The organism is Sulfurimonas sp. NW9, assembly GCF_051132275.1.
GTDB classification, from domain to species: Bacteria; Campylobacterota; Campylobacteria; order Campylobacterales; family Sulfurimonadaceae; genus Sulfurimonas; species Sulfurimonas hydrogeniphila.
Map to the genome: position 1 here is coordinate 372544 of NZ_CP093236.1, position 21233 is coordinate 393776.

Annotated in this window: 23 protein-coding genes and 2 pseudogenes; 21 read left to right on the forward strand and 4 right to left on the reverse strand. The window is 39.1% G+C overall.

All coding sequences use genetic code 11. The annotated features are described in order from the left end of the window. Positions 1-10 precede the first annotated feature (10 nt). Positions 11-763, forward strand: a complete 753-nt coding sequence (locus tag MLC44_RS02180; protein WP_434658276.1) for a TIGR01458 family HAD-type hydrolase — start codon at positions 11-13, stop codon at positions 761-763. Here the strand turns inward: MLC44_RS02180 and MLC44_RS02185 are convergent. Beyond that, entirely contained in the window at positions 753-1322 is a 570-nt protein-coding gene (locus MLC44_RS02185; RefSeq protein ID WP_151901090.1) for a hypothetical protein, read from the reverse strand. The genes MLC44_RS02180 and MLC44_RS02185 overlap by 11 nt on opposite strands. A 248-nt stretch (positions 1323-1570) precedes the next feature. On the opposite strand from MLC44_RS02185, the gene MLC44_RS02190 reads away from it, so the two are divergent. Further along, entirely contained in the window at positions 1571-1849 is a 279-nt protein-coding gene (locus MLC44_RS02190) for a peptidylprolyl isomerase (RefSeq protein ID WP_434658279.1), read from the forward strand. A 3-nt stretch (positions 1850-1852) separates the two neighbouring features. Next, positions 1853-2710, forward strand: a complete 858-nt coding sequence (gene aguB / locus MLC44_RS02195; RefSeq protein ID WP_434658282.1) for an N-carbamoylputrescine amidase — start codon at positions 1853-1855, stop codon at positions 2708-2710. On the opposite strand, the gene miaA is transcribed toward aguB, so the two are convergent. Both miaA and MLC44_RS02205 read right to left on the reverse strand, forming a co-directional pair. After that, positions 2691-3587, reverse strand: a complete 897-nt coding sequence (gene miaA / locus MLC44_RS02200) for a tRNA (adenosine(37)-N6)-dimethylallyltransferase MiaA (RefSeq protein WP_434658284.1) — start codon at positions 3585-3587, stop codon at positions 2691-2693. The two genes, aguB and miaA, sit on opposite strands and share 20 nt — an antisense overlap. Then, positions 3584-4255 carry a hypothetical protein gene (locus MLC44_RS02205; protein WP_434658286.1) on the reverse strand — a complete coding sequence of 224 codons (672 nt, stop codon included), beginning with the start codon at positions 4253-4255 and terminating at the stop codon, positions 3584-3586. The genes miaA and MLC44_RS02205 overlap by 4 nt, the downstream gene beginning before the upstream one ends. Positions 4256-4357: 102 nt before the next feature. Between MLC44_RS02205 and MLC44_RS02210 the strand changes: the two genes are divergently transcribed. The 17 genes and pseudogenes from MLC44_RS02210 to MLC44_RS02290 all read left to right on the forward strand — a co-directional run bounded on the left by MLC44_RS02210 (position 4358) and on the right by MLC44_RS02290 (position 18592). Next, positions 4358-4966 (forward strand): FIST N-terminal domain-containing protein, encoded by a 609-nt coding sequence (locus tag MLC44_RS02210; RefSeq protein ID WP_434658288.1) that lies wholly within the window; start codon positions 4358-4360, stop codon positions 4964-4966. Next, a complete protein-coding gene (locus tag MLC44_RS02215; protein WP_434658290.1) occupies positions 4864-5397 on the forward strand; it encodes an FIST C-terminal domain-containing protein in 534 nt (177 codons plus the stop codon). Before MLC44_RS02210 ends, MLC44_RS02215 begins: the two co-directional genes overlap by 103 nt. A 47-nt stretch (positions 5398-5444) precedes the next feature. Beyond that, positions 5445-6788, forward strand: a complete 1344-nt coding sequence (locus MLC44_RS02220) for a PAS domain-containing sensor histidine kinase (RefSeq protein ID WP_434658293.1) — start codon at positions 5445-5447, stop codon at positions 6786-6788. A 5-nt stretch (positions 6789-6793) separates the two neighbouring features. Further along, the gene (locus tag MLC44_RS02225; RefSeq protein ID WP_434658295.1) at positions 6794-7468 is read left to right on the forward strand and encodes a response regulator; all 675 of its coding nucleotides are present in this window, start codon (positions 6794-6796) and stop codon (positions 7466-7468) included. A 53-nt stretch (positions 7469-7521) separates the two neighbouring features. Then, a pseudogene (mqnP, locus tag MLC44_RS02230) lies at positions 7522-8377 on the forward strand (menaquinone biosynthesis prenyltransferase MqnP). Continuing rightward, positions 8374-8898, forward strand: coding sequence for a hypothetical protein (locus MLC44_RS02235; RefSeq protein ID WP_151901083.1), 525 nt, complete (start codon positions 8374-8376; stop codon positions 8896-8898). The pseudogene mqnP and the gene MLC44_RS02235 overlap by 4 nt, the downstream one beginning before the upstream one ends. Further along, positions 8895-9419, forward strand: a complete 525-nt coding sequence (locus MLC44_RS02240; RefSeq protein ID WP_151901082.1) for a hypothetical protein — start codon at positions 8895-8897, stop codon at positions 9417-9419. Before MLC44_RS02235 ends, MLC44_RS02240 begins: the two co-directional genes overlap by 4 nt. Before the next feature lie 7 nt (positions 9420-9426). Beyond that, complete coding sequence (locus tag MLC44_RS02245; protein WP_151901081.1) at positions 9427-10593, forward strand: FtsW/RodA/SpoVE family cell cycle protein; 1167 nt, start codon at positions 9427-9429, stop codon at positions 10591-10593. A 12-nt stretch (positions 10594-10605) separates the two neighbouring features. Further along, on the forward strand, positions 10606-11319 hold the full coding sequence (locus MLC44_RS02250) for a glycosyltransferase (RefSeq protein WP_434658298.1): 714 nt from the start codon (positions 10606-10608) through the stop codon (positions 11317-11319). Then, on the forward strand, positions 11214-11627 hold the full coding sequence (locus MLC44_RS02255) for a glycosyltransferase (RefSeq protein WP_434658902.1): 414 nt from the start codon (positions 11214-11216) through the stop codon (positions 11625-11627). The genes MLC44_RS02250 and MLC44_RS02255 overlap by 106 nt, the downstream gene beginning before the upstream one ends. A 64-nt stretch (positions 11628-11691) precedes the next feature. Further along, the gene (locus MLC44_RS02260) at positions 11692-12081 is read left to right on the forward strand and encodes a DedA family protein (RefSeq protein ID WP_434658300.1); all 390 of its coding nucleotides are present in this window, start codon (positions 11692-11694) and stop codon (positions 12079-12081) included. Between the two features lie 289 nt (positions 12082-12370). Beyond that, entirely contained in the window at positions 12371-12610 is a 240-nt protein-coding gene (locus MLC44_RS02265; protein ID WP_434658903.1) for a hypothetical protein, read from the forward strand. 330 nt (positions 12611-12940) lie between these two features. Next, positions 12941-13411 carry a thioredoxin-dependent thiol peroxidase gene (bcp, locus tag MLC44_RS02270; RefSeq protein ID WP_151901077.1) on the forward strand — a complete coding sequence of 157 codons (471 nt, stop codon included), beginning with the start codon at positions 12941-12943 and terminating at the stop codon, positions 13409-13411. A 107-nt stretch (positions 13412-13518) separates the two neighbouring features. Next, on the forward strand, positions 13519-14010 hold the full coding sequence (locus MLC44_RS02275) for a GNAT family N-acyltransferase (RefSeq protein WP_434658904.1): 492 nt from the start codon (positions 13519-13521) through the stop codon (positions 14008-14010). Next, complete coding sequence (locus MLC44_RS02280; protein WP_434658302.1) at positions 14007-16052, forward strand: TonB-dependent receptor; 2046 nt, start codon at positions 14007-14009, stop codon at positions 16050-16052. The genes MLC44_RS02275 and MLC44_RS02280 overlap by 4 nt, the downstream gene beginning before the upstream one ends. Beyond that, positions 16053-16598 carry a hypothetical protein gene (locus tag MLC44_RS02285; protein WP_151901075.1) on the forward strand — a complete coding sequence of 182 codons (546 nt, stop codon included), beginning with the start codon at positions 16053-16055 and terminating at the stop codon, positions 16596-16598. Between the two features lie 44 nt (positions 16599-16642). Beyond that, positions 16643-18592 (forward strand): EAL domain-containing protein, encoded by a 1950-nt coding sequence (locus tag MLC44_RS02290; RefSeq protein ID WP_434658304.1) that lies wholly within the window; start codon positions 16643-16645, stop codon positions 18590-18592. On the opposite strand, the pseudogene MLC44_RS02295 reads toward MLC44_RS02290, so the two are convergent. Beyond that, positions 18576-20188: pseudogene (locus tag MLC44_RS02295) on the reverse strand (DUF3373 family protein). The gene MLC44_RS02290 and the pseudogene MLC44_RS02295 sit on opposite strands and share 17 nt — an antisense overlap. A 263-nt stretch (positions 20189-20451) precedes the next feature. Here MLC44_RS02295 and rpsB point away from each other — a divergent pair. Further along, entirely contained in the window at positions 20452-21231 is a 780-nt protein-coding gene (rpsB, locus tag MLC44_RS02300; protein ID WP_151901072.1) for a 30S ribosomal protein S2, read from the forward strand. The last annotated feature ends 2 nt before the right edge of the window (positions 21232-21233 follow it).

Sequence of the window (21233 nt, forward strand, 5' to 3'; positions counted from 1 at the left end):
GGAGGAGAGAATGATGTTTGATGAATCTGTAAAGGCGGTGTTGTGTGACATCGGTGGTGTGTTGTATGTAGGCGAGGAGCCTATAAAAGGCGCGGTTGCGGCAATAAGAGAGATAAAAAAGCACTACCCCATACGTTTTTTGACAAATACCACCCAAAAAACCTCTGCACAGGTTGTCAAAAAACTGCAAAAAATGGGCTTTGACATTGAGAGTGAGGAAATTATTACGGCGCTTGACGTGACAAAAATGTTTTTAGCAAAAGAGAAAAGTTCTGCGGAGTTTTTACTGACGGATGATGCGCTTTCTTTTTTTAACGAGCTGAAATATTATGACAAAAAGTATGTCGTTGTCGGAGATGCCCAAGAAAATTTCAATTACAAAAATCTCAACCGTGCATTCAGAAAGCTGATGGAGGGGGCTTCGCTGCTTGCCATTGCAAAAAACAGGTACTTTAAAGATGCGGACAACGAACTGAGTATGGATGCCGGCTGTTTTGTGAGTGCCTTGGAGTATGCCAGCGGACAGAGTGCTTCGCTTATAGGCAAACCGAGCAAAGAGTTTTACCATTTGGCCTGTGCGAGTTTACATGTAAAGCCAGAGAAGTGCGTCATGATAGGCGATGATATAGAGAGTGATATAAAAGGAGCACAAGACGCCGGTATAAAAGCGGCTCTTGTCAAAACAGGCAAGTTTTCAAAAAAAGATTTGTCTTTGGGTATCAAGCCTGATTATCTTTTTGATTCAGTTGCTTCTATTTTGTAGCGTTGTCTACACTGTCCATAACTTTGTTGATAACAGGGGCGATGTAAGACATAGCAGACTTATCTTCAACCGCTTTTTTCAACTGCTCGGTTGTAGAGATTGTTTTGATGTCGGTAATTTTTTTGTTTAAGAGTGTCACAACAACTATTTTTGTTGTATCAATCCCTTTTCTGTACGGGGCGGCAACTTTTTTGTCATCCAAAAGCAGAACAACATGTTTGAAATCTTTGAGTCCAGGAAGAATAAAAAGGCTTCTGATAATGGAAGGTGCCGCACTCACATCGGCTACAAACTGCACATGATGCTCTTGCAGGTAGTTCGGTTTTTGTGTGTTAAAAAAGTCGTTACATGTATGTGCAGGCTCTTTGTCAAAAGCAAAAATCACTTTGTATGTGTCTGCATTGAGTGTATGCGGCTTTTCAAACTGGTCTTTTAGTTTTAGATCTGCCAGACTTTTTGAGACAACGAGTTTTGGTTCTACATTTTTGTTCTCATCACTTTTTGAGCTGCAGCCCAGCAGCAAAAAAGTTGCCAAAAGTCCAATAATTATATTTTTCATATATCTTCTCCGTATTTTTTCAGTATTATAGGTAAAAGTAGTTAATACAAAAGTCCTAAAGTGTAACTATAAGTAAAAATAGAGTAAAATTTTATAAACAAAATGTGGAATAAAGTCGTACTGGTGCGACGGGCTTCCTGCCGAAGGAAACCTAGTGTTAACGTAGAGAATGAAATTACTTTCATACTCGTGATAAAATCAATAGACGGTTTCCTTCATTTTGTAAAACAAAATTAAGGAATTAAAAGATGGCATGGGCAACAGCAAGACATATACTTGTAGAGAGTGAAGAAAAGTGTAATGAATTAAAAACAGAGATCGAAAATGGAGCGGATTTCGGTGAAGTGGCAAAAGCAAATTCCACATGTCCTTCTTCGGCAAACGGCGGAGATTTGGGGAAATTCGGACCGGGACAAATGGTGCCTGAATTTGATGAGGCTGTATTTAGCGGAGATGTCGGTGTTGTGTATGGACCGATTCAGACACAGTTTGGCTACCATCTTTTAGAAGTAACAGGCAGAGGATAGGTTATGAATAAACCGGTAAAAGCAGCTGCAATTCAGATGAGTATGAGCGAAAACAAAAACGCCAATGTTTTAAAAGCTGGGCAGTTTGTCCGTGAAGCTGCTGTAAACGGAGCAAATATCATACTTTTACCGGAACTTTTTGAAGGGCTCTATTTTTGCAAAGATATGGACGAAAAATACTTTGCATGGGCACAGCCTTTGAAAAATAACGCACTGATACAACATTTTGCGGCTTTGGCAAAAGAGTTGCATGTAGTTGTCTTAGTGAGTTATTTTGAAAAAGCGGATGAAGGGTACTTTAATTCACTTGTCGTTGTCAATGCGGACGGAGCGGTGCTGGACAACTATCGTAAAACGCACATTCCTGACGGTCCGGGGTATGAAGAGAAATTTTACTTCAAACCGGGAAATACGGGCTTTAAGGTCTATGAAACAGCGTACGGAAAAATCGGGGTAGGCATCTGCTGGGATCAATGGTTTTGCGAAACGGCACGGGCACTTACCTTAATGGGTGCGGAGATTATTTTTTATCCGACGGCTATCGGCAGTGAACCGGAGATTCATTTGGATTCAAAAGAGCACTGGCAAAGAGTCCAGATGGGGCATGCCGCGACAAATACGGTACCGGTGGTTGTTGCAAACCGTACAGGAGAAGAAAAAGGGGAGAGCTGCAGGCTTACTTTTTACGGTTCTTCTTTTATTACAGACTATACAGGGGCAAAAATTGCAGAGGCTTCCCGTTGGAGAGAAGAGGTTATTTACGCTGAATTTGACCTGGCTGAGAATGCCAAACAAAGAGAATACTGGGGACTGCTAAGAGACAGACGTCCTGAGATGTATGCTAAAATCTGCTCAAAATAAGTTCTTCCAAATCTTCAAGCTTTGCATTTGTGACATTCCTAAACTGCGTGCGGTTAAAAGTCTGTTGTCTTTTTGCAAGCTGTGCGGTGTGTGTAGAGATAAGAGAGAGCATTTCCTCTTGTTTTATTTTGCCGTCTAAAAAATCAAGCACTTCCATTATGCCGATGGCGCCCATGGCATGGGGTGTTCTTGTATATTTTTGTTCCAAAAAACAAACCTCGTCAATCAGTCCTTGTTCATACATTTTCTGTGTTCTTTTTTGGATGCGTTGGCGTAAAAGATCTCTTTGGACGTCAATATTGTAAATATCTATGTCCTCGATAATGGGCTTTGGCGGATTTTGTCGGAACCATTCACTCGCAGAGATACCCGATGCTTCATAAATCAGGAGCGCTTTTTCTATACGGTATCTGTCACTGGAGGCGATTTTTTGCATATATTCTGGATCTGTTTGTACCAAAAATGCATAACAGGCATCCAGATTTTGCAGTTTCTTCGTTACATGTAAACTGTGTTCCTGTGTAATATCGGGAAGTGTCGAGAGCCCTTCAAGCAAAGATTTGAGGTAAAAAGAGGTGCCGCCGACGATGACGAGATTTTTGTTTTCTTCTTTACATGTAAGGCGTACTTTTTTATACAAATCTATAAAAATATCAACACTGAAATGTTCATTGACAAAAAGTTCATTGATACCGTAATGTTTGATTTGTGTGAGTTCTTCAGAAGAAGGCTTTGCCGAGACGATGTCAATTTCTTTATAGATGCTCAGTGAATCTATGGAGAGAATGCAGGCATTTGTCTGTTGTGCAACGCTGATGGCCAAGTCACTTTTTCCCGAGGCCGTTGGTCCTATAATGGCAATCTGTTTGAAACTCATTTGTCTTGATCGATTATTTGCGCGTCTTGCGTTGTTTCATCACTGAGCAGTTTAGGTTCATCTGCAGGTGAAATATTGCCGCTGAGTGCTTTTATAAGCTCACTCTCCTGTTCTTTTCCCAGCTTGCCGCTGGCGACAGTGTCGATAATTTTTTCGGCTATACGCATTTTTGTCATGTTTTCCTGCTGATGAAAATATTTGTCCAGGTTGTCCTGGTAGGCTCTGAGTTTATCATCGTGTCTGCGCTTGAAATAGAGGTAGATAAAATACGTAGTAATAACCAGTACAAAAAAGAGTATCAACAGGAGGTAACGCTTTAACTCCATAGCATCCTGACGCTCCAAATCACGCAGTTTTGCTTCAAAAGCCTCTTTCTCTTTTGCCTGGGCCAAAAGCATTTTTTCTTTCTGTGCTGCTGCTTCAAGTTTTATTTTTTCCAGCAGTTGTGCTTTTTCCATTTTCGCCAGAGTAGTCTGTGCATTTATCTTTGCCAGCTCCTGCTCTTTTTGTGCATCAATTTGTTTGAGTTGTATCTCTTTTGTGTCGGCAACTTTTTCTTCAAAAGCTTTTTTTTGTGCAAGCTGTTTTGCTGCAAGCTCTTCTTTGGATTCAGTAAGATTGCAGGCACTGAAAAAGAGGAGCAGAAAAAGAAAAATAGTAAATTTCATAATTGAATAAACCTTATTGTTTTGTTGATTTGAAGAGTAATTATACCAAACTTAATAACTTTGTAAAGCCTTATGGTGTAAACTCAAACAAAAAGATTTATTATGAAACAGTACAATCATATATATACAGATTTGGATGCTTTTCACAGCTTTTTGCAAGAGGCAGCCATTGATGTAAATCAAAAAAATATTTTAATTCAACTGTTCAGCTCTTTGGAATCAAAAGAGGCACTGCAAAAAACCGCTGCAGAGATATATGCGACTTTTACAGATGCCCTGCTCATCGGTGCTTCTGCGGCAGGAGAAATTGCAAACGGAGAGATGCTCGACAGCAGTACGGTTGTCAGCATAACACTTTTTGAAAAAACAACGCTGCATGCATATTATGAAAGAGGAGAGGACTCTTATAGACTCGGGCACACTTTGTCAAAAAAGATTTTTGGCAAAGATACAAAATGTGTCATTACCTTTTTGGACGGTCTGCAGCATAACGGAGAGGAGTATCTTGAAGGGCTTGCCTCCTGTAATTTCAATCATGCGGTCATTGCCGGAGGGATGGCTGCAGATATGCTTCATTTTCAACAGACCTACACAGTTTTGAAGACAAAGTGTTTGACGGCGGTGCTGTATGTGTTACCCTGCAAGGGGAGGCACTGGAAGTGTTTCAGGATTATAACCTGGGTTGGAGAGCTGTCGGCCCGACTTTTATGATTACAAAATCCGAAGGTGCAAGAGTATATGAAATCGATCACCGCCCAATCAAAGATGTGTATGCCGAAGTGCTTGGTGATTTCGCCGTGGACAATATGCCGGCTTCAACGATAGAATTTCCGCTTATCTGCCAGGAAAAAGATATGCCTGTTGCAAGATCCATGCTCAGTGTGTTTGATGACGGAAGTTTATTGTACGGCGGTAATTTGGCGGAGGGAGAAGAGGTGCGTTTTGGCATAGGCAGCAGAACTCTTGTGAACCAGTATACTCTCAAAGAAGGCATAACGGATACAGACTCTTTGCAGGCCTGCTTTATATACTCCTGTATTGCAAGAAAACAGTTTTTGGACAAAGAGCTGGAAAAAATATTTCGATTGCTTGAAATATTGCACCAACCAGCGGTTTTTTTACCTTTGGAGAGTTTTTCTTAAATGAAAAAAAAGCAAGACTGCTCAATATCACGACAACAATTTTATTTTTGCGTGAAAAAGGGACCCAAACACGCAAGCATACGCTCAATGAAAAAAGAAAACTGAAAAACAGTTCCAAAACAGACAGTGCCCTTTTTAATCTGATTGACTATGTGACAACCGAGTTGAAGGAAAAAGAGAAGCACTTTAAAGCGTCAAAGTTTAAACTTGACGAGTTTTTAAAAGCACTTGACAGTGTTGTTATTATTTCAAGAACAGATACTCTGGGAAACATTACCTATGTGAATGAACGTTTTGAAGAGGTGAGCGGGTATAAAAAAGAAGAACTTATCGGTCAGTCGCACAGTATTGTCCGTGATCCGGATGTGCCTGACGAGGTCTTTGCCGAGATGTGGAGAGAAATAAAAAAAGGAAATATCTGGCAGGGAGAGTTTGCCAACAGAGCAAAAGACGGCAGCAGTTACTATGTCAAAAGCTCTATTATTCCCATTCATGATGAAAATAATGAGATTATAGAATATATGGCAATTCGTGAAGATGTAACCTCTTTGGTGGAGAGCAGAAAAAAGGCTGAAGCAGCCGAAACAGCACAGGCAATGTTTTTGGCAAATATGAGTCATGAAATCAGAACTCCGATGAACGGAATTTTGGGTTTTACGGAGTTGCTGAGTAAAACACGGCTGGATGCGACACAGGAAAAATATCTCAATGTTATCAGCTCTTCGACAAAAACGCTGCTCAATATTGTCAATGATATTTTAGACTCTTCAAAAATAACCAACAATAAAATCTCACTTGAAAAGGTGCCGTTGAATCCTTTTGTGGAATTTGCAACAACCTATGAACTGCTCAAATCCGTAGCAGACGAAAAAGGCCTGCACTATACACTTGAAATTGACAATGCTATCTCTGCATGTTTGTACAGTGATGCTACCCGCCTGCGACAGGTCATGATAAATCTACTCTCAAATGCCATTAAATTTACTCCCGAATGCGGTACTGTGAAGTTGAGTATATCTTTGGTCAGGGAAACTGCGACACAGCAAAGACTCCATTTTAGTATCAAAGACAGTGGCATTGGCATTGCACAGGACAAACTCGAAGAGATATTCAAGCCTTTTGCCCAGGCGGAGACATCGATAACGAGAAGATTCGGAGGAACAGGACTCGGTTTGAGCATCAGTGCCGATCTGCTTCATGTATTTGGCAGTGAACTGCGGGTAGAGTCTGTTGAAGACAAAGGCAGTGAATTTTTCTTTTATCTGGATTTTGATCTGTGTGATGCGGATGAAGAAACGCTCCAGAAGACAATATATATGGAGAGTGTCAGCAAGAGGGGGTATGTGACAAGCTCTCTTTACATGTACTTGTCGCAGAAGATTATGAAATAAACAGAATGCTGATAGAGTCAATTTTCAGGAAGTATACAAATATAACCCTCGAATTTGCACATAACGGGAAAGAGGCCGTGGATAAAGTGGCACAAAACGAGTATGATCTGGTTTTTATGGATATAAATATGCCGGTGATGAATGGTCTTGAAGCGACAAAACTTATACGCAAAGAACTGCAGTCTGATGTTGCCATTGTGGCACTGACGGCAAATGCCATCAAAGGAGACCGGGAAAAATTTCTTGCCTGCGGTATGAATGAGTATCTGAGCAAGCCGATAGACAGTGAGGAACTGGAAACGATTTTGTCAAAATACTCAAGACAACACAGAGATGTCATACAGATAGATATAGAAAAAATCTTACTGCAGGTAAATAAAAAAGTAGGTGTCAGCAAAGAGGTCGGATTAAAACTTTTGAGGTTGTTTTTAGAGAGTCTGCATGAGCTTGTGCCTCTTCTTGAAGATGCCTTTGTTCGAGAAGACAACAAAAAAATATATGAGACGGCACACAAAATAAAAGGTGCGGCAGGGGCACTTTTTCTTGAGGAACTCTACACCCTCATGCAAGAGACAGAAAAGAGTGCCTTGGAAGAAAATGCTTTGCAACACAAAAACAAAACAGAAGTGCTTTATGAATATATTGAAGCATTTGAAACAGGAGTTGCACAATATCATTAAAATTTAAATCACATTTAGATAGAATATAAAAAAGAGTGAAGATGAGGTTTGATTTGCAGCGGATACTACAAAAAGCAAAAGATTTTAATGAACTTGTGATGTTTGAACATTCCGTCTTTTCCCTGCCATTCATTTTTATAGCGATGATAGTGGCAGCGGATGGTTGGTTCGGTTTATGGCTTTTGGTTCTTGGTGTTTTGGCGGCACTCAGTGCGAGAAACTTTGCAATGGGTGTAAACCGTTATGCCGATCGTGATATTGATGCAAAAAACCCAAGAACAAGCAGCCGTCCGAATGTAGACGGCAGCTTGACAGGGAAGCATACTTATATTTGTCATTGTAAATGCGCTTATTTTTATTGCCGTAGCCTATATGATAAATTCTCTTGCCTTTGCTTTGAGTTTTCCTATTTTATTTGTTCTGGCTGCATACTCTTATTTTAAGCGTTTTTCGTCTTTGGCACATGTGGTTTTGGGTATAGCGCTCGGACTGGCCCCGATTGCCGGAGTGGTTGCGGTCAATGCGGCTATACCTTTATGGTCTGTCCTGCTTTCTTGGGTGTCATTTTTTGGGTGGCAGGATTTGACCTGCTCTATTCTTTACAGGATATAGATTTTGACAAAGACAATGACCTCTACTCTATACCGTCGCGTTACGGAGCAGATGCACACTCTTCATTCTGCTCTTTTTCATGCCTTGGCCGTTTTGTTCTGGCTGCTTTTTGTATGGGCGGCAGATCTTGGCATGTTTGCGTACGCAGCGGCTTTGGGCAGTGGTTTTGTACTTTATTATGAGCAAATGCTTGTACGAAAAGATTTTACAAAAATAGACCGTGCTTTTTTTACCGTCAACGGCTATCTGGGCATTGCCTTTTTAATTTTAATTATTATTGACAGGACACTCTCATGAATAAACCCCGTTTAGTTCCCGCACCGATTGCTATAGTTTTTTCAGAAGCCGATTTAAACAAAGACGCATATGAAAGAGAGTATCAGCAACTCAGTGAAAGTGATGATGATCCGATTTCACAGTGGCTCAAGCTTGCAAAAGCCCGAGGTGAAACAGCAGAAAGCGATCCTGTTTTGCTGAACCTTATGGTGGAACTTCACCGAAAAATAGACGCTTTGGAGATGTTTTTAAAAAATGAAACACCAAAAAGGCTCTCTTTGACAAATGAAGCGCATATTCGTGCTATCGGATTTGAACATTTTGAACTCGAAGAACCTATGCTGCAAGAAGGCAAAGAGTATTATGGACGCATTAGTATGCCGGTACATCCCAAACGTGATATCGGTGTGTTTTTTAAGGCACTTTCTCCAAATTTGGCACAGATTGTCAGAATGCATGAGCGTGATGAAAAAGAGTGGGCTGCTTACCTGACTGCACGTGAACGTATATTAATCCGTGAATCCAAAGAGAAAAAACAGTGAATTTGGATCAATTCAGTTTCAATATAGAATATCTTATTGTCATACTCGGTGCGATTATTCTCTATCTGCTCTATTATGTCTATACAAAAGATGCCGAGTATTCAAAAAACATTCGCTCAGTTGCTTCTGTGGTTGAAGATTTAAACAGAGAGTTTTATTATCTGAAAAAAAAACTTGACCAGACACAAAGCAGTATAAAAGACAATTCACAAAGAATGACTGATGAGGAGATTTATCAGGAAATAGAACGCAGTGTATATGATATGGTGCATCCGCTCTCTTTGGCGATAAAGCAGCTGCAAAACAATATCAATATCATTGAGCATGAAATACAAAACAAAATACTGCAGCTTGAAAGCGGTGTCAAGCAGATCTCTATTCCTGCATCTATTCACGGGAATGATGATGAAAAAATCATATCGCTGTTTAAACAGGGTGTTCCCATAGAAACGATTTCCAAAGAACTGCATCTCTCCAAACCCGAAGTGGAATTTGTTTTAAAAATAAACAAGATAAAGTAGAGCAAGCGTGAACGCAGACAGAAAGCTTTTTACCCTCGTGTCACTTTTGATTGGTATCAGTATAGTACTTTCGTATACGCTGACGCCGTATACTACACTCTTGTTTGGCGTGAATGAATTTCATTTTGCCATAAGACAGACTGTTTTTGGGCTCATGAGTCTGATCATAATTTTTATGCTTTCACAGCTTGATCCGGACAGATGGCTCAAACCCATAGGTTTCACTCTCTTTTTTGGTTCTCTGATTTTAATGATAGCCATGCCTTTTTTGCCTGAAAGTATTGTTTCTGAAGTCGGCGGAGCAAAACGATGGATTAAAATAGCCGGCTTTTCGCTTGCTCCTGTTGAGTTTTTCAAAGTGGGCTTTATCTATTTTCTGGCCTGGAGCTTCTCTCGAAAACTCGGGCATCATGACGGTATGGGACTGAGTGGCGAGTTTAAAAGATTTATGCCCTATGCTGTTATTTTCTTAGGGGCAATGTTTATTATAGCCTTTTTGCAAAAAGATTTGGGTCAGGTTGTTGTTCTCGGAGCTACTTTGCTTTTTATGCTGATTTTTGCAGGGAGCAGTTTTCGGTTTTTCTTTTCTATCCTGGGTGTGATTTTTGGAGCAGTTATCCTCTTTATTGTAACGGCACAGCACAGAATACTCAGGATCAAATCATGGTGGGCTTTGGCACAAAACTCTGTGCTTGATCTTTTGCCTGATGCGATTGCCGATAAACTTCGGGTGCCTGTTGAAGTTGAACCATATCAGATAGGGCACTCTCTCAATGCTATACACAATGGCGGTCTTTTTGGTACAGGCCTTGCAAACGGAACATTTAAACTCGGTTTTTTAAGCGAGGTACATACAGACTTTGTTTTGGCAGGACTTGCGGAAGAGTTTGGATTTTTTGGTGTTTTATGTGTTGTTTTCATCTTTTTGTGGATGATTCAGCGTATATTTAAAATAGCCAACAGAACCAAAGATACAAGTATATATCTCTTTAGTATCGGCATCGGACTGATCCTCTCCTTTTCTTTCTTGGTAAATGCCTATGGAATAAGCGGTATAACACCTATTAAAGGGATTTCTGTTCCTTTTCTCTCTTATGGCGGTTCGGCAATGCTTGGTGCTGCTTTTGGTGTTGGTATGGTGTTGATGGCATCGAAAAAAGCAAAAATGAATTAAGGAAAAGCGGGTATGAAACTATGTATTACAGGCGGCGGAACAGGCGGGCATTTGATGATTGCCGAAGCTTTGTCAGAGGCTGCTGTAGCTGATGGATATGAGGTGATTTTTGTCGGTTCGACCTCGGGACAGGACAGAAAATATTTTCAAAAATACAGTAATTTTTCAAATGTCTATTTTTTAGAAACAACGGGTGTTGTGAACAAAAAGGGTATTGCAAAGATAAACGCACTCTATAAGGTTTTTCAAGCCTTCTTGGAGGCAAGAAAGATTCTGAAAAAACATAAAATACAAGCAGTTTACAGTGTTGGCGGATTTTCTGCGGCACCGGCATCTTTTGCTTCTTTGAGCCTTTTTATACCGCTTTTTATTCATGAGCAAAATTCGGTTGAGGGCAGACTCAACAGGCTTTTAAAAAAATATGCCAAAAGTTTCATTTCTGCTTATGACAAAAATTCTCCTGTAAAGGGGTATCCTGTCAAAGAGTTTTTTTATAAAAATGCCAGGTGCAGAGACAAACTGAAAACCATTATATTTTTAGGCGGTTCTCATGGGGCAAAGGCAATTAATGATTTGGCTTTACATGTAGCTATAAGTTGCAAAAGATGGATATTGCCATCATACACCAGGCCGGAGAGGCTGATTATGAAAGGGTCAGGCAGGAGTATGACAGACTTGGTGTTTCAGTTGAGCTTTATGGATTTACAAAAAAACTGCCGGAGTTGATTACACGTGCCGATTTGGCTGTTTCGCGTGCAGGCGCTTCAACACTTTGGGAACTCACAGCAAACGGGTGTCCTGCGTTTTTTGTTCCCTATCCGCATGCTGCAGGTGATCATCAGTATTATAATGCGCAGTTTCTTGTCAAAGACAATGTGGCATGGTGCGAACGTGAAGGGAAAAATTTGAAACCAAAACTAATCAAGGTACTTAAAAATCCGCAACTCAAAAAAAAGAGTGAAAAGCTTCTGCACTACACAAACGGGAATGTCGCACAGCAGATGATTCAAGATGTACAAAAGAAGATGAAATGATACAGGAACTGGCGCAGGATTTGGTAGATTTGATATTTGACTGGGGATATCCGGTATTTTTATTATGATGGCGATTGAATCTTCTTTTATTCCTTTTCCGAGTGAAATTGTTTTGGTTCCTGCCGGATATCTGGCAGCAAAAGGAGATATGAGCATAGCTTACATTATGGGAAGTGCTTTGGGCGGTTCTTTGGTTGGAGCTTTTGTGAATTACTATCTGGCACTGACACTGGGACGGAAATTTCTTTTGAAATTCGGGAAATATTTTTTTATTTTTCCAGAGACACTTGATAAAATGGAAAATTATTTTCAAAGCCACGGGCATATCTCTACTTTTACAGGCAGGCTTATTCCGGGAATTCGACAGCTTATTTCGATTCCGGCAGGACTTGCCCGCATGAATATCGTTGAGTTTTCTTTTTTACCACGCTGGGAGCCGGAATCTGGGCGCTGATTTTGACACTTTTGGGCTATTTTATAGGAGAAAATGAGACGCTTATACAAGAATACTTAAAAGAGATAACTATAATAGTTTTTGTTTTGTTGGTAATATTAGTCTGGATATACTACACTTATCAAAAAAGAAAGGCATAAGATATGGATTATATGTTTACGCAGGGGTTTTTGGGAACAAGAGCCCCTTTGTTTATGGATGTTGTGACACTTATTGTAGCAGTTTTGCCATTATTGGTATATGGAGCAATATCTTTGGCAAGAAAAAAGCTTTACAGGCGCACGGAATTATTCAAAATACCATTTTTGCAGTATCGGTCATTGTTGTCGGATACTTTGAATACGGTGTCCGTATGGGCGGAGGATTTGATGCTTTTATGGAAGGAAGCGGTGTTTCACATACTTACGCTTCTCTTGTACTGGGCTTACATGTAATCATAGCCGTACTTACATTGGTATACTGGAGTCGTACAATAGCAAAAGCAAATTATCAGGCTAAAAGGAGTGCTTCCTGGGTTAAAGTCCAATGAGCATAAATTATTGGCTTTGAAAACTTTTTTGGGTATAGTTTTTACTTCATTTAGCGGTATTTGGGTATATTTGCTGTTGTTTGTTTACTAGCAATAGCGCTTTTAAAGCAATTAGCCGGCACTGCAGAAAAAAATTTAGTTTTTTTCTAAGTTACGCTTTAGCGTTAAAAGTACCGGTTCCGAAGTACATATTGATATTTTTTCGGAATTAGTACGTCAGTGCGGACTTGAGAGTGGCTTCGAAGGCGGTTTACTGGAACCCGTACTTTAGTGCGGGCTGAGGGCGGCTTTGAAGTTTGCATGTTAAATTTATTTTTAGGAGGAAAGAAAATGATAGAAGTTGGAGAGAAGGCACCGGATTTTTGCCTGCCGAATCAGGATGATGTTGAGATGTGTCTGCGGGATTTAAAAGGAAAATGGATAGTGTTGTATTTTTACCCGAGAGACAATACCCCGGGATGTACAACAGAAGCCTGTGAGTTTACGGAGGCTGCTCCGGATTTTTCATCATTGGATGCGGTGATTCTTGGGGTGAGTGCAGACAGTACGAAAAAGCACAGGAACTTCATAGAAAAACACAATTTAGGCATTACGCTTTTGAGTGATGAAAGTACCGAGATGATGCAGAAGTACGGTGTGTGGCAGTTGAAGAAAAACTATGGCAAAGAGTATATGGGCATTGTCCGTTCCACATTCATTATAGACCCTGAGGGCATTGTGCGTGCGAAATGGGAAAAAGTGCGTGTCAAAGGACATGTAGAAGCTGTCAAAGAAAAACTCAAAGAACTGCAGCAGTCATAAAACCGGAAGATGATGAATTTTACATTTTTAGAGGTAAGCGATAAAAAAACCTGGACAAAGTTTTTGCTTTTAGGTATAAAATACTGAGGGAAATATATCCGGAATATCTGGAAAAAAGTGCTCTTAAAGATGAAAAAGAGTATGACAAATATGACGCATATTCGGTACATTTTGCGGCATTGGATGAAGAAGAGAATGTCTGTGCAACAGTACGCCTGATTTATAATTCTCCCATTGGATATCCGACACAAAACAGTGCAAGGTTTGACAACAGTATGTTTGAAAAAAACAAACTTGGCGAGATGTCACGAATCTTTGTTGATAAAAAATACAGAAGTATGAAGACGACAAAAGTTATTATAGAAGCGGTAAAACATTATATGTATGGTAAAATGCTAGAAGAGGGAATAGAATATACATATGGAAATCTTGAAAAAAACTTTTTACGGCTGTTGAAAATATACAAAATGCCATATAAACAGGTAGGAAAGCTTCAGCAGCATCAAGATTTTGGATGGCGTTATCCTTGTGTTTTATATACGAAAGAACTTGGGTGTGCAAATCCCGAATTAGTAAAATTATGGGGGACAATGGAGTGAAGCGCAGCATACGACTTTTTTTACTTGTCTGTCTGGCAGTACTGCAACTGCAGGCAGAAGATTTGCTCTCTTCCATTATGACAGATATGAAGCAGTTTAATGAAATTGCTACACAAACAAAACAAAATGAACATTACCAACCCTATATTATCTCTGTCTTTGAAGCAAAAGAGTTGGAAAAGTTGGGTGTGTCGACACTTAAAGAGGCATTGTTGCTTGTTCCGGGTGTAGATATGGCTACTGATAATTTCAATAACCAGACACCGATTTTCAGAGGTTCCAACCCTTTTGCCTATGGACAGTCCAAACTGCTTATAGACGGTGTTTTAGTAAACAATCTTTTCTTTGATTCTTATTCCGAGTATCTTTCCATGCCGATAGAGATGATAAAACGCATAGAGGTTATCAGAGGACCAGGGAGTAAAGTAGACGGGATTAATGCCTATGCCGGATCTATTAATGTTGTTACTTATGCAGAAGATTTTGAAGAATTTGAATCAAATGACAAAGTTGTATTTAAATACGGGTCGTATGATTACACAATGGGCGGTTTTGTAAAAAACTTTAAAAGCAAAGAGTTTAAGACACATATAGATTTTTATTACCAAAAAGACAATAAAAACATATCTTCCGGTCCGGACGGACTCTCTCAAGGTGCGTTAGGTCCGGCAAACATAGCTTTGTCTCAGTCCGGTGAAGCTCCCCTGTGGCTTGATGAATATTCTCTCGGACTGGATGTAAGGTACAAAGACTTTAGACTCAAAGCCCGTATGCTGCAACATAAACAGGGAAGCGCCTACGGGATCAACCTTGCCCTGCCTCAAAAGAGTGACAGAATGAAACTGCCGAGTTACTATGCTGAACTGGGATATATGAAAAAGATACACTCTTTTAAACTGGACATAAAAGCAGGAGTAAAATACGATGCTTTTGATTCAAAAGCAAAACTGGCACCTGATAACTTGGTTTTAGGCAGTGTAGTATTTCCTGATGGTATTTACGGAGAGCATTATGCCAAGCAGAGAGTTTTGTATCAGTCGACGTATGTGAAATACAGCGGAGTTGCAAAACATACCATTACAATAGGCTACAAAGCAAGACAGGAGAGAACGATCCAGATGAGTTCGAAACTCTCCAATCTTGCTACGGGTGATGCAACTTTGGTAGATTATACGCTGACACGGCCGTTTTTTGATAAAGATGCTTCACGGGATGTTTATACGTTCTTTTTGGGGGATGAATACAATGTTAATGCTAAACTAAGCATCTTATACGGTATAAATTATGAACAGACTTCTTATGAAGATGCAGGGTTTGAACCAAGAGTTTCTTTTGTTTATCATAAAGATTTCAAAAACATATTTAAAGCCATATACAGTAACTCCCATAGAAATCCCTCTTGGCAGGAGATGTTTACAAAAAACAACAGTGCAAGAGTAGGCAGTACAGATTTAAAGCCGGAGAAAGTAACATCGTATGAACTGGCATACATCAGAAATTTTTCCAATGATGCCTATTTGCAGGCGAATCTTTTTTATCTTGCCAACAAAGATCAGATATACAATTCTGTTACGGATCCTGTGTATAAAAACAGTGCCAAGACAGATATTTACGGAATAGAACTTGAGTTCAGGGGGCATATCCTGCCTAATGACAAAGTATATGCAAATTATACCTACACAGATGGCAGCTACAGGATGGATGGCAGCAGCGACAGTAATAACCTGCCGAATGTATCCCATCATCTGGTAAAAGGATTTTATATTTATAATATAAATCCTGCTTTGGCTTTGAGTGCAACAGCAAAGTATGTCAGTTCAAAAGAGAGGGTAGAAACAGATCTGCGTCCAAAGCTAAAAGCCTATATGACACTCGATACTGCAGTGAATTATAAAAATATTCAGTATGGTTATACGTTGAATGTCAGTGTGAAAAACCTTTTTGATACAGATGTGCGATACCCCTCTTCACCAAATACCTATGTAAATGATTATGCGCAGGAACGCAGAACATTTTTACTTACCTTTAAAAAGAGGTTTTAGATGATGCGTTTACTACTTTTACATTTCTTGTTTGTTCCTCTGCTTTTTGGATACAGTTATGATGAGTTGTTACTCAAAGCACAGGCATCAATTTTTCCAAAAATCATGTTACTTGATAAAAAAATAGAAAAAAAACTTATAAAAAACAGACTTGTATATACCATTGTGTGTGATGAAAGTGATTATGATACAGCCCTACATGTAAAGCAGTATATAGAAAATAAATTTAAAGGGCATTTTGATAAATACCCTTATGAAGTGAAGATAGTTGATTTCGCACATCTTGATATGAAAACACCTGCGTCAGCATTTTATGTTCTGAAATCTTCCAAGGAGAATATTGCCAGGGTTGCAAAAATTGCCAGAGAAAAAGGAATCATCACCTTTTCTTATGATATAGAAAATCTAAAAGAGGGACTGCTGCTCTCCTTGCTGATAGAAAAATCAACCATGATTTATCTTAATAAAGAGAACCTGAGAGATGATGTTGATTTTGTCTCTTTTTTATATCAAATGGTAAAGTTTTTGGACAAAGATAGTTTTTGACATAACATTTATGCTAAAATATATGCAAAAAACAGGCTTGCTGCATGAAAGAAAAAAAATTCAAATCGCTCTCATTCAGGATTATGAGCTCCATCGTAATCACCTCATTTATTACAATTGGGGGAATTTTTTTTGCATTTGAAAAAATAAACAAACACGCCTTTTACAATATGGAATTTCAAAAAGCAACCCTCATCTTAAAAACAATAGAACCTTTGATAGCGGTAGATATGTATCTGGGACTAAAAAACCAAATCGATGTAAAACTGAAGCAGTTAATGCAAAATAAAGAAATTCTCTCTGTGAAGGTTTTTGAAAAGGACAGGTTGATTTATGAAACAAGATCTAAAAACAGTTATCAGAGTCTTTTTACCATCAAATGGGATATTCTTCAGCCAAATTCCAGGAAGAAAATAGGAACAATTGTTTTAAGCTACTCAAATCACAATTATGAACAGCTTATACAACAGTATACACATTTGCTTCTCAAAATGCTTGTGATTCTTTTCCTGATATTTATATTTCTTGGTGCCTATATAGATAATTTGCTCAAGCCTTTGCGAAAAATTGCCAATATACTAAAAGGTTTTACACCGGAGAAAAAATTAAAGATAGAACCGATACAAGAGAATAATGAGATCGCGCTTATAGTCTCTGCATTAAATGAGATGCAGGAGAAAGTATTTGATTATGCAAGAAAACAAAAAGATATCAACGCCTATCTGGCAAGAGAAGTCGAGAAGAAAACAGTAGAGTTGAAAAGACAGCTTTTTATAGATGATCTGACACAGTTGCCCAACAGAAAAAAACTTTTTTACAATATAGAAAATTTGAATAATGACGGGGCATTGCTGATTTTAAATATAGATGATTTTAAAGAGATAAATGATTTCTACGGACAGATTGCAGGGGATTATGTCCTCAGAGAATTTGCAAAAAAACTGCAGGCTTTTGTTGAAGAGGAGCAAAACATCAGTGTCACACGACTTTCAGGAGATGAATTTGCCTTGTGCTTTAGAGCAAGGCCTTCTCACAGGACTTTTATGCGAATTGTCAACAGTCTGTCAAAAGAGATTGAACAGATGGTATTTCATTATGAAGAAAACGAGATTTATATCCGTGTGACAATGGGTGGAACATTGCAGCCCAATGAGATGTTGGAAAAAGCAGATATTGCCCTTAAAGTTGCCAAAGAGCAGAAAAAGTATTTTCTGCTGTATGATGAAAAACTTGAAATAGAGAGAAAATATCAAGAAAATATGGAGTGGGTGAAAAAACTGAAAGCTGCCATAAAAGAAGAGAGAATAGTGCCTTTTTTCCAGCCTATTTTTGATACCCGAACGAAAAAAGCGGTGAGTTATGAATGCCTTATTCGCCTGATAGAGACAGACGGCTCAGTTGTCAGTCCTTACAGGTTTTTAGATATTGCCCAAAAAAGTAAACTCTATCCGCAGTTAACAAAGATTATGCTGAGTAAAAGCTGTCAGTATTTTGAGCACAGAGACACATCGTTTTCGGTCAACCTTTCTATTGATGATATACTTGATGCAGAGATGGTGCAGTATATTCAAAAAACCGTTAAAAAATACGGTGTCAGCAAAAAAATAGTTTTTGAGATTCTTGAGACGGAAGGGATTGAAAATTATGAAGAGGTTTCAGTTTTTATACGCAAGATGAAAACATTGGGCTGTAAAATTTCTATAGATGATTTTGGTGCGGGGTATTCCAATTTTGAGCATATGCTCAAGCTTGATGTTGATTACATTAAAATTGACGGCAGTCTTATTAAAAATCTTGAAACAGATAACAATGCACGCATAGTAGTTGAAACAATTGTAGATTTTGCCAAGAAATTAAACCTGGTGATTGTAGCGGAGTTCGTTCATAATCAAGCGGTGTTTGAAATAGTAAAATCGCTTGATATTGAACGGGTACAGGGCTTTTATCTGGCTGAGCCAGATAAAGAGATACCCAAAACTAGTATCTGTATCTGAGATAGAAACGGATATCCTGGGCTGTATCTATGACCTGGGAACCTAAACCGGCTGCAATTGCCTGGTCAATGCTCATTGCATTTCCTGAAGTACTTCCGAAAAAGCCGTTGCTTCCGGCATATTTATAGTCTATATATGTATAGCGAATCTGAAAAGATAAAATATCTTCTATCAAAGGTTCTGTAAAATATGCCTCGTATGCATTACCGCGAGCTGCGAGTTTTGAACCGATGTTCGTATCTTCACCGTAGGTAATACTTCTCCAGTATTTTGAACCGTGATTAAATTCCATTCCCCATCTTCCCTCTTCTGTCACAAGTGAAGGTACCTGCAGTCCAATCCAGTAAGAATACCCTTTCACACTTTCATCAACCGCGCTGCCAAGCATGCTCTGTCCTTTGTCCGGGTCTGTAATACTTACAGCGCCACTGACAAAAAAGAGTGTATCGTCTAAAAAGTCATTGATTCCGTCTCCTATACCGTTTGCCACAAAGTTGGCTGTAAATGAGTGTATGTTGCCGACAGTCTGAAAACCTTGTGTCTGGTTTGCGGGATTGACAACATCAATCAGGTTTCCTGCATAATAGTACTGGGAATTCACAGAATACTGTCCGTCGCTCCAAGGAGTAAAGATCAGTCCAACCAGGTCTATAGATGCATTTGAAGTTGTATCTGCATAAGGGGCTGTATTAAATCTTGGGCTGCATTGCTCATGCCGCGGCCGGCACAGAATTTGACATACATCCCGTCAATACCGGTTACGTTTTCTAAATTAAATTTAGAACTCAATCCGTCAAATTCAACATTGATTGTATGCCCCATCGGAGAAGCTGCATGGTCATCATCTCTCAGGTTGACAAGATGTCCGTTTGTTGAAGGACGGCGTCCTACACTGAATGTCCAGGGAATATCACTGCCCATAAAGGTGTCGTTTTTGTAGAAAAAGTATGCAGAACGTACTCTTAAGGTATCGTTATAGGCATTTTCATTAGCTATCCAGTCAAATGTTTCAAAAGAGGCATTTGCAGGATTGGAAGCACCGCTTCTGGCACCGAATGCTTTGTTGTATGCAAGTTGTCCTGTAAAACTCAGGTGTTTTGTAGCCGCCCAGTTCATATTTAACCAGAGTCTGTTTGTCATAAAAGCATTGTTCTTTTGTGTGCTGCCGTCTGCCATTTTGTACTGAAGATTATCAACGGCAAATCTGTAGTCAACATTGAATTTTATGTGATTTCCGTTGGTGTTTCTGTTGAGATTAGAAATGGAATCCTGAATCTCTGCGAGCTGCTCCTCTACCGTCATTTCATCATCATCTTCGTCATCTTCTTCATCTGATGAAGCTGTTGCCTCGGTATCATCAGCCGATTCTTCCTCATCAGCATCTTCTTCTTGCATCATAGATGCCTGTTCTTTTGCTTTAAGGGCATCCAGCTCTTTTTTCATCTTTTTCATTTCAAGTTCCATCGCTTGAAATCTGTCATACATTGATTCGGCATTTACATTTGTTGTTCCTAAAATAGCAATAGTTGCTAAAGAAAGCAGTAGAGGTTTCTTCATTTCATCCCTTTTTTGTGTTGTTTCTGTGATACTATACATTGTTTAAGATAAATTTACTTTTAAACAAGTGCAGATATATATAAATATTTGTTATGCAAATGCAAAATTGCATATTTTTAAAAAAGCTGGCTTTAAATAAAGTTTTAGTATAATTCGCGGATTTTTCTTTTACATGTAAGAGAAAATATTAACAGGTATGTGTCAAAAGTCAGTGCAACCCGTTTTTTAACGGATAATTGTTCGACATTACCAAAGCCAACTGACAAATTTCTGGTTTGAAACAAAACCTTTAAGGATACCCTATGGTAACTATGAAAGACCTTTTAGAATGCGGTGTACACTTCGGACACCAGACACGTCGTTGGAACCCGAAAATGAAAAAATACATTTTTGGTGTTCGTAAAAATATCTATATTATAGATTTACAAAAAACTTTGCGTTATTTCCGTAACACATATACTATTGTTATGGATGCGGCAGCTGAGGGCAAGACTATTCTTTTCGTCGGTACAAAAAAGCAGGCACGTAATTCTGTAAGAGAAGCAGCTATCGCTTGTGGTATGCCGTATGTAGACAACAGATGGTTGGGTGGAATGCTTACAAACTTCCCGACTATTCAAAAGTCTATTCGTAAACTTGATGTGATTACACAAATGCAGGAAAACGGACAGATAGATCTTTTGACGAAAAAAGAAGCATTAATGCTTTCTCGCAAAAAAGACAAACTTGAGCAGTATTTCGGTGGTATCAAAGATATGAAAAAACTTCCTGATATGCTTTTTGTTGTTGATGCGGTAAAAGAGCATATTGCAGTTTTGGAAGCAAGATGTTTAGATATTCCAATTGTAGCACCGCTTGACACAAACTGTGATCCGGATCTTATCACATATCCTATTCCTGGTAATGACGATGCTATCCGTTCTATTCAGCTTTTTTGTCGTGAAATGACAGCAGCTATCAATGAAGGAAAAGCACTTCGCGATGCACCGGCAGAGCAAGAGCAAACAGAAGAAGCTGTAAGTGAAGAAACAGCAGCTACAGAAGCTCCTGCAACTGAAGAAAAAACTACAGAGGAAGCATAATT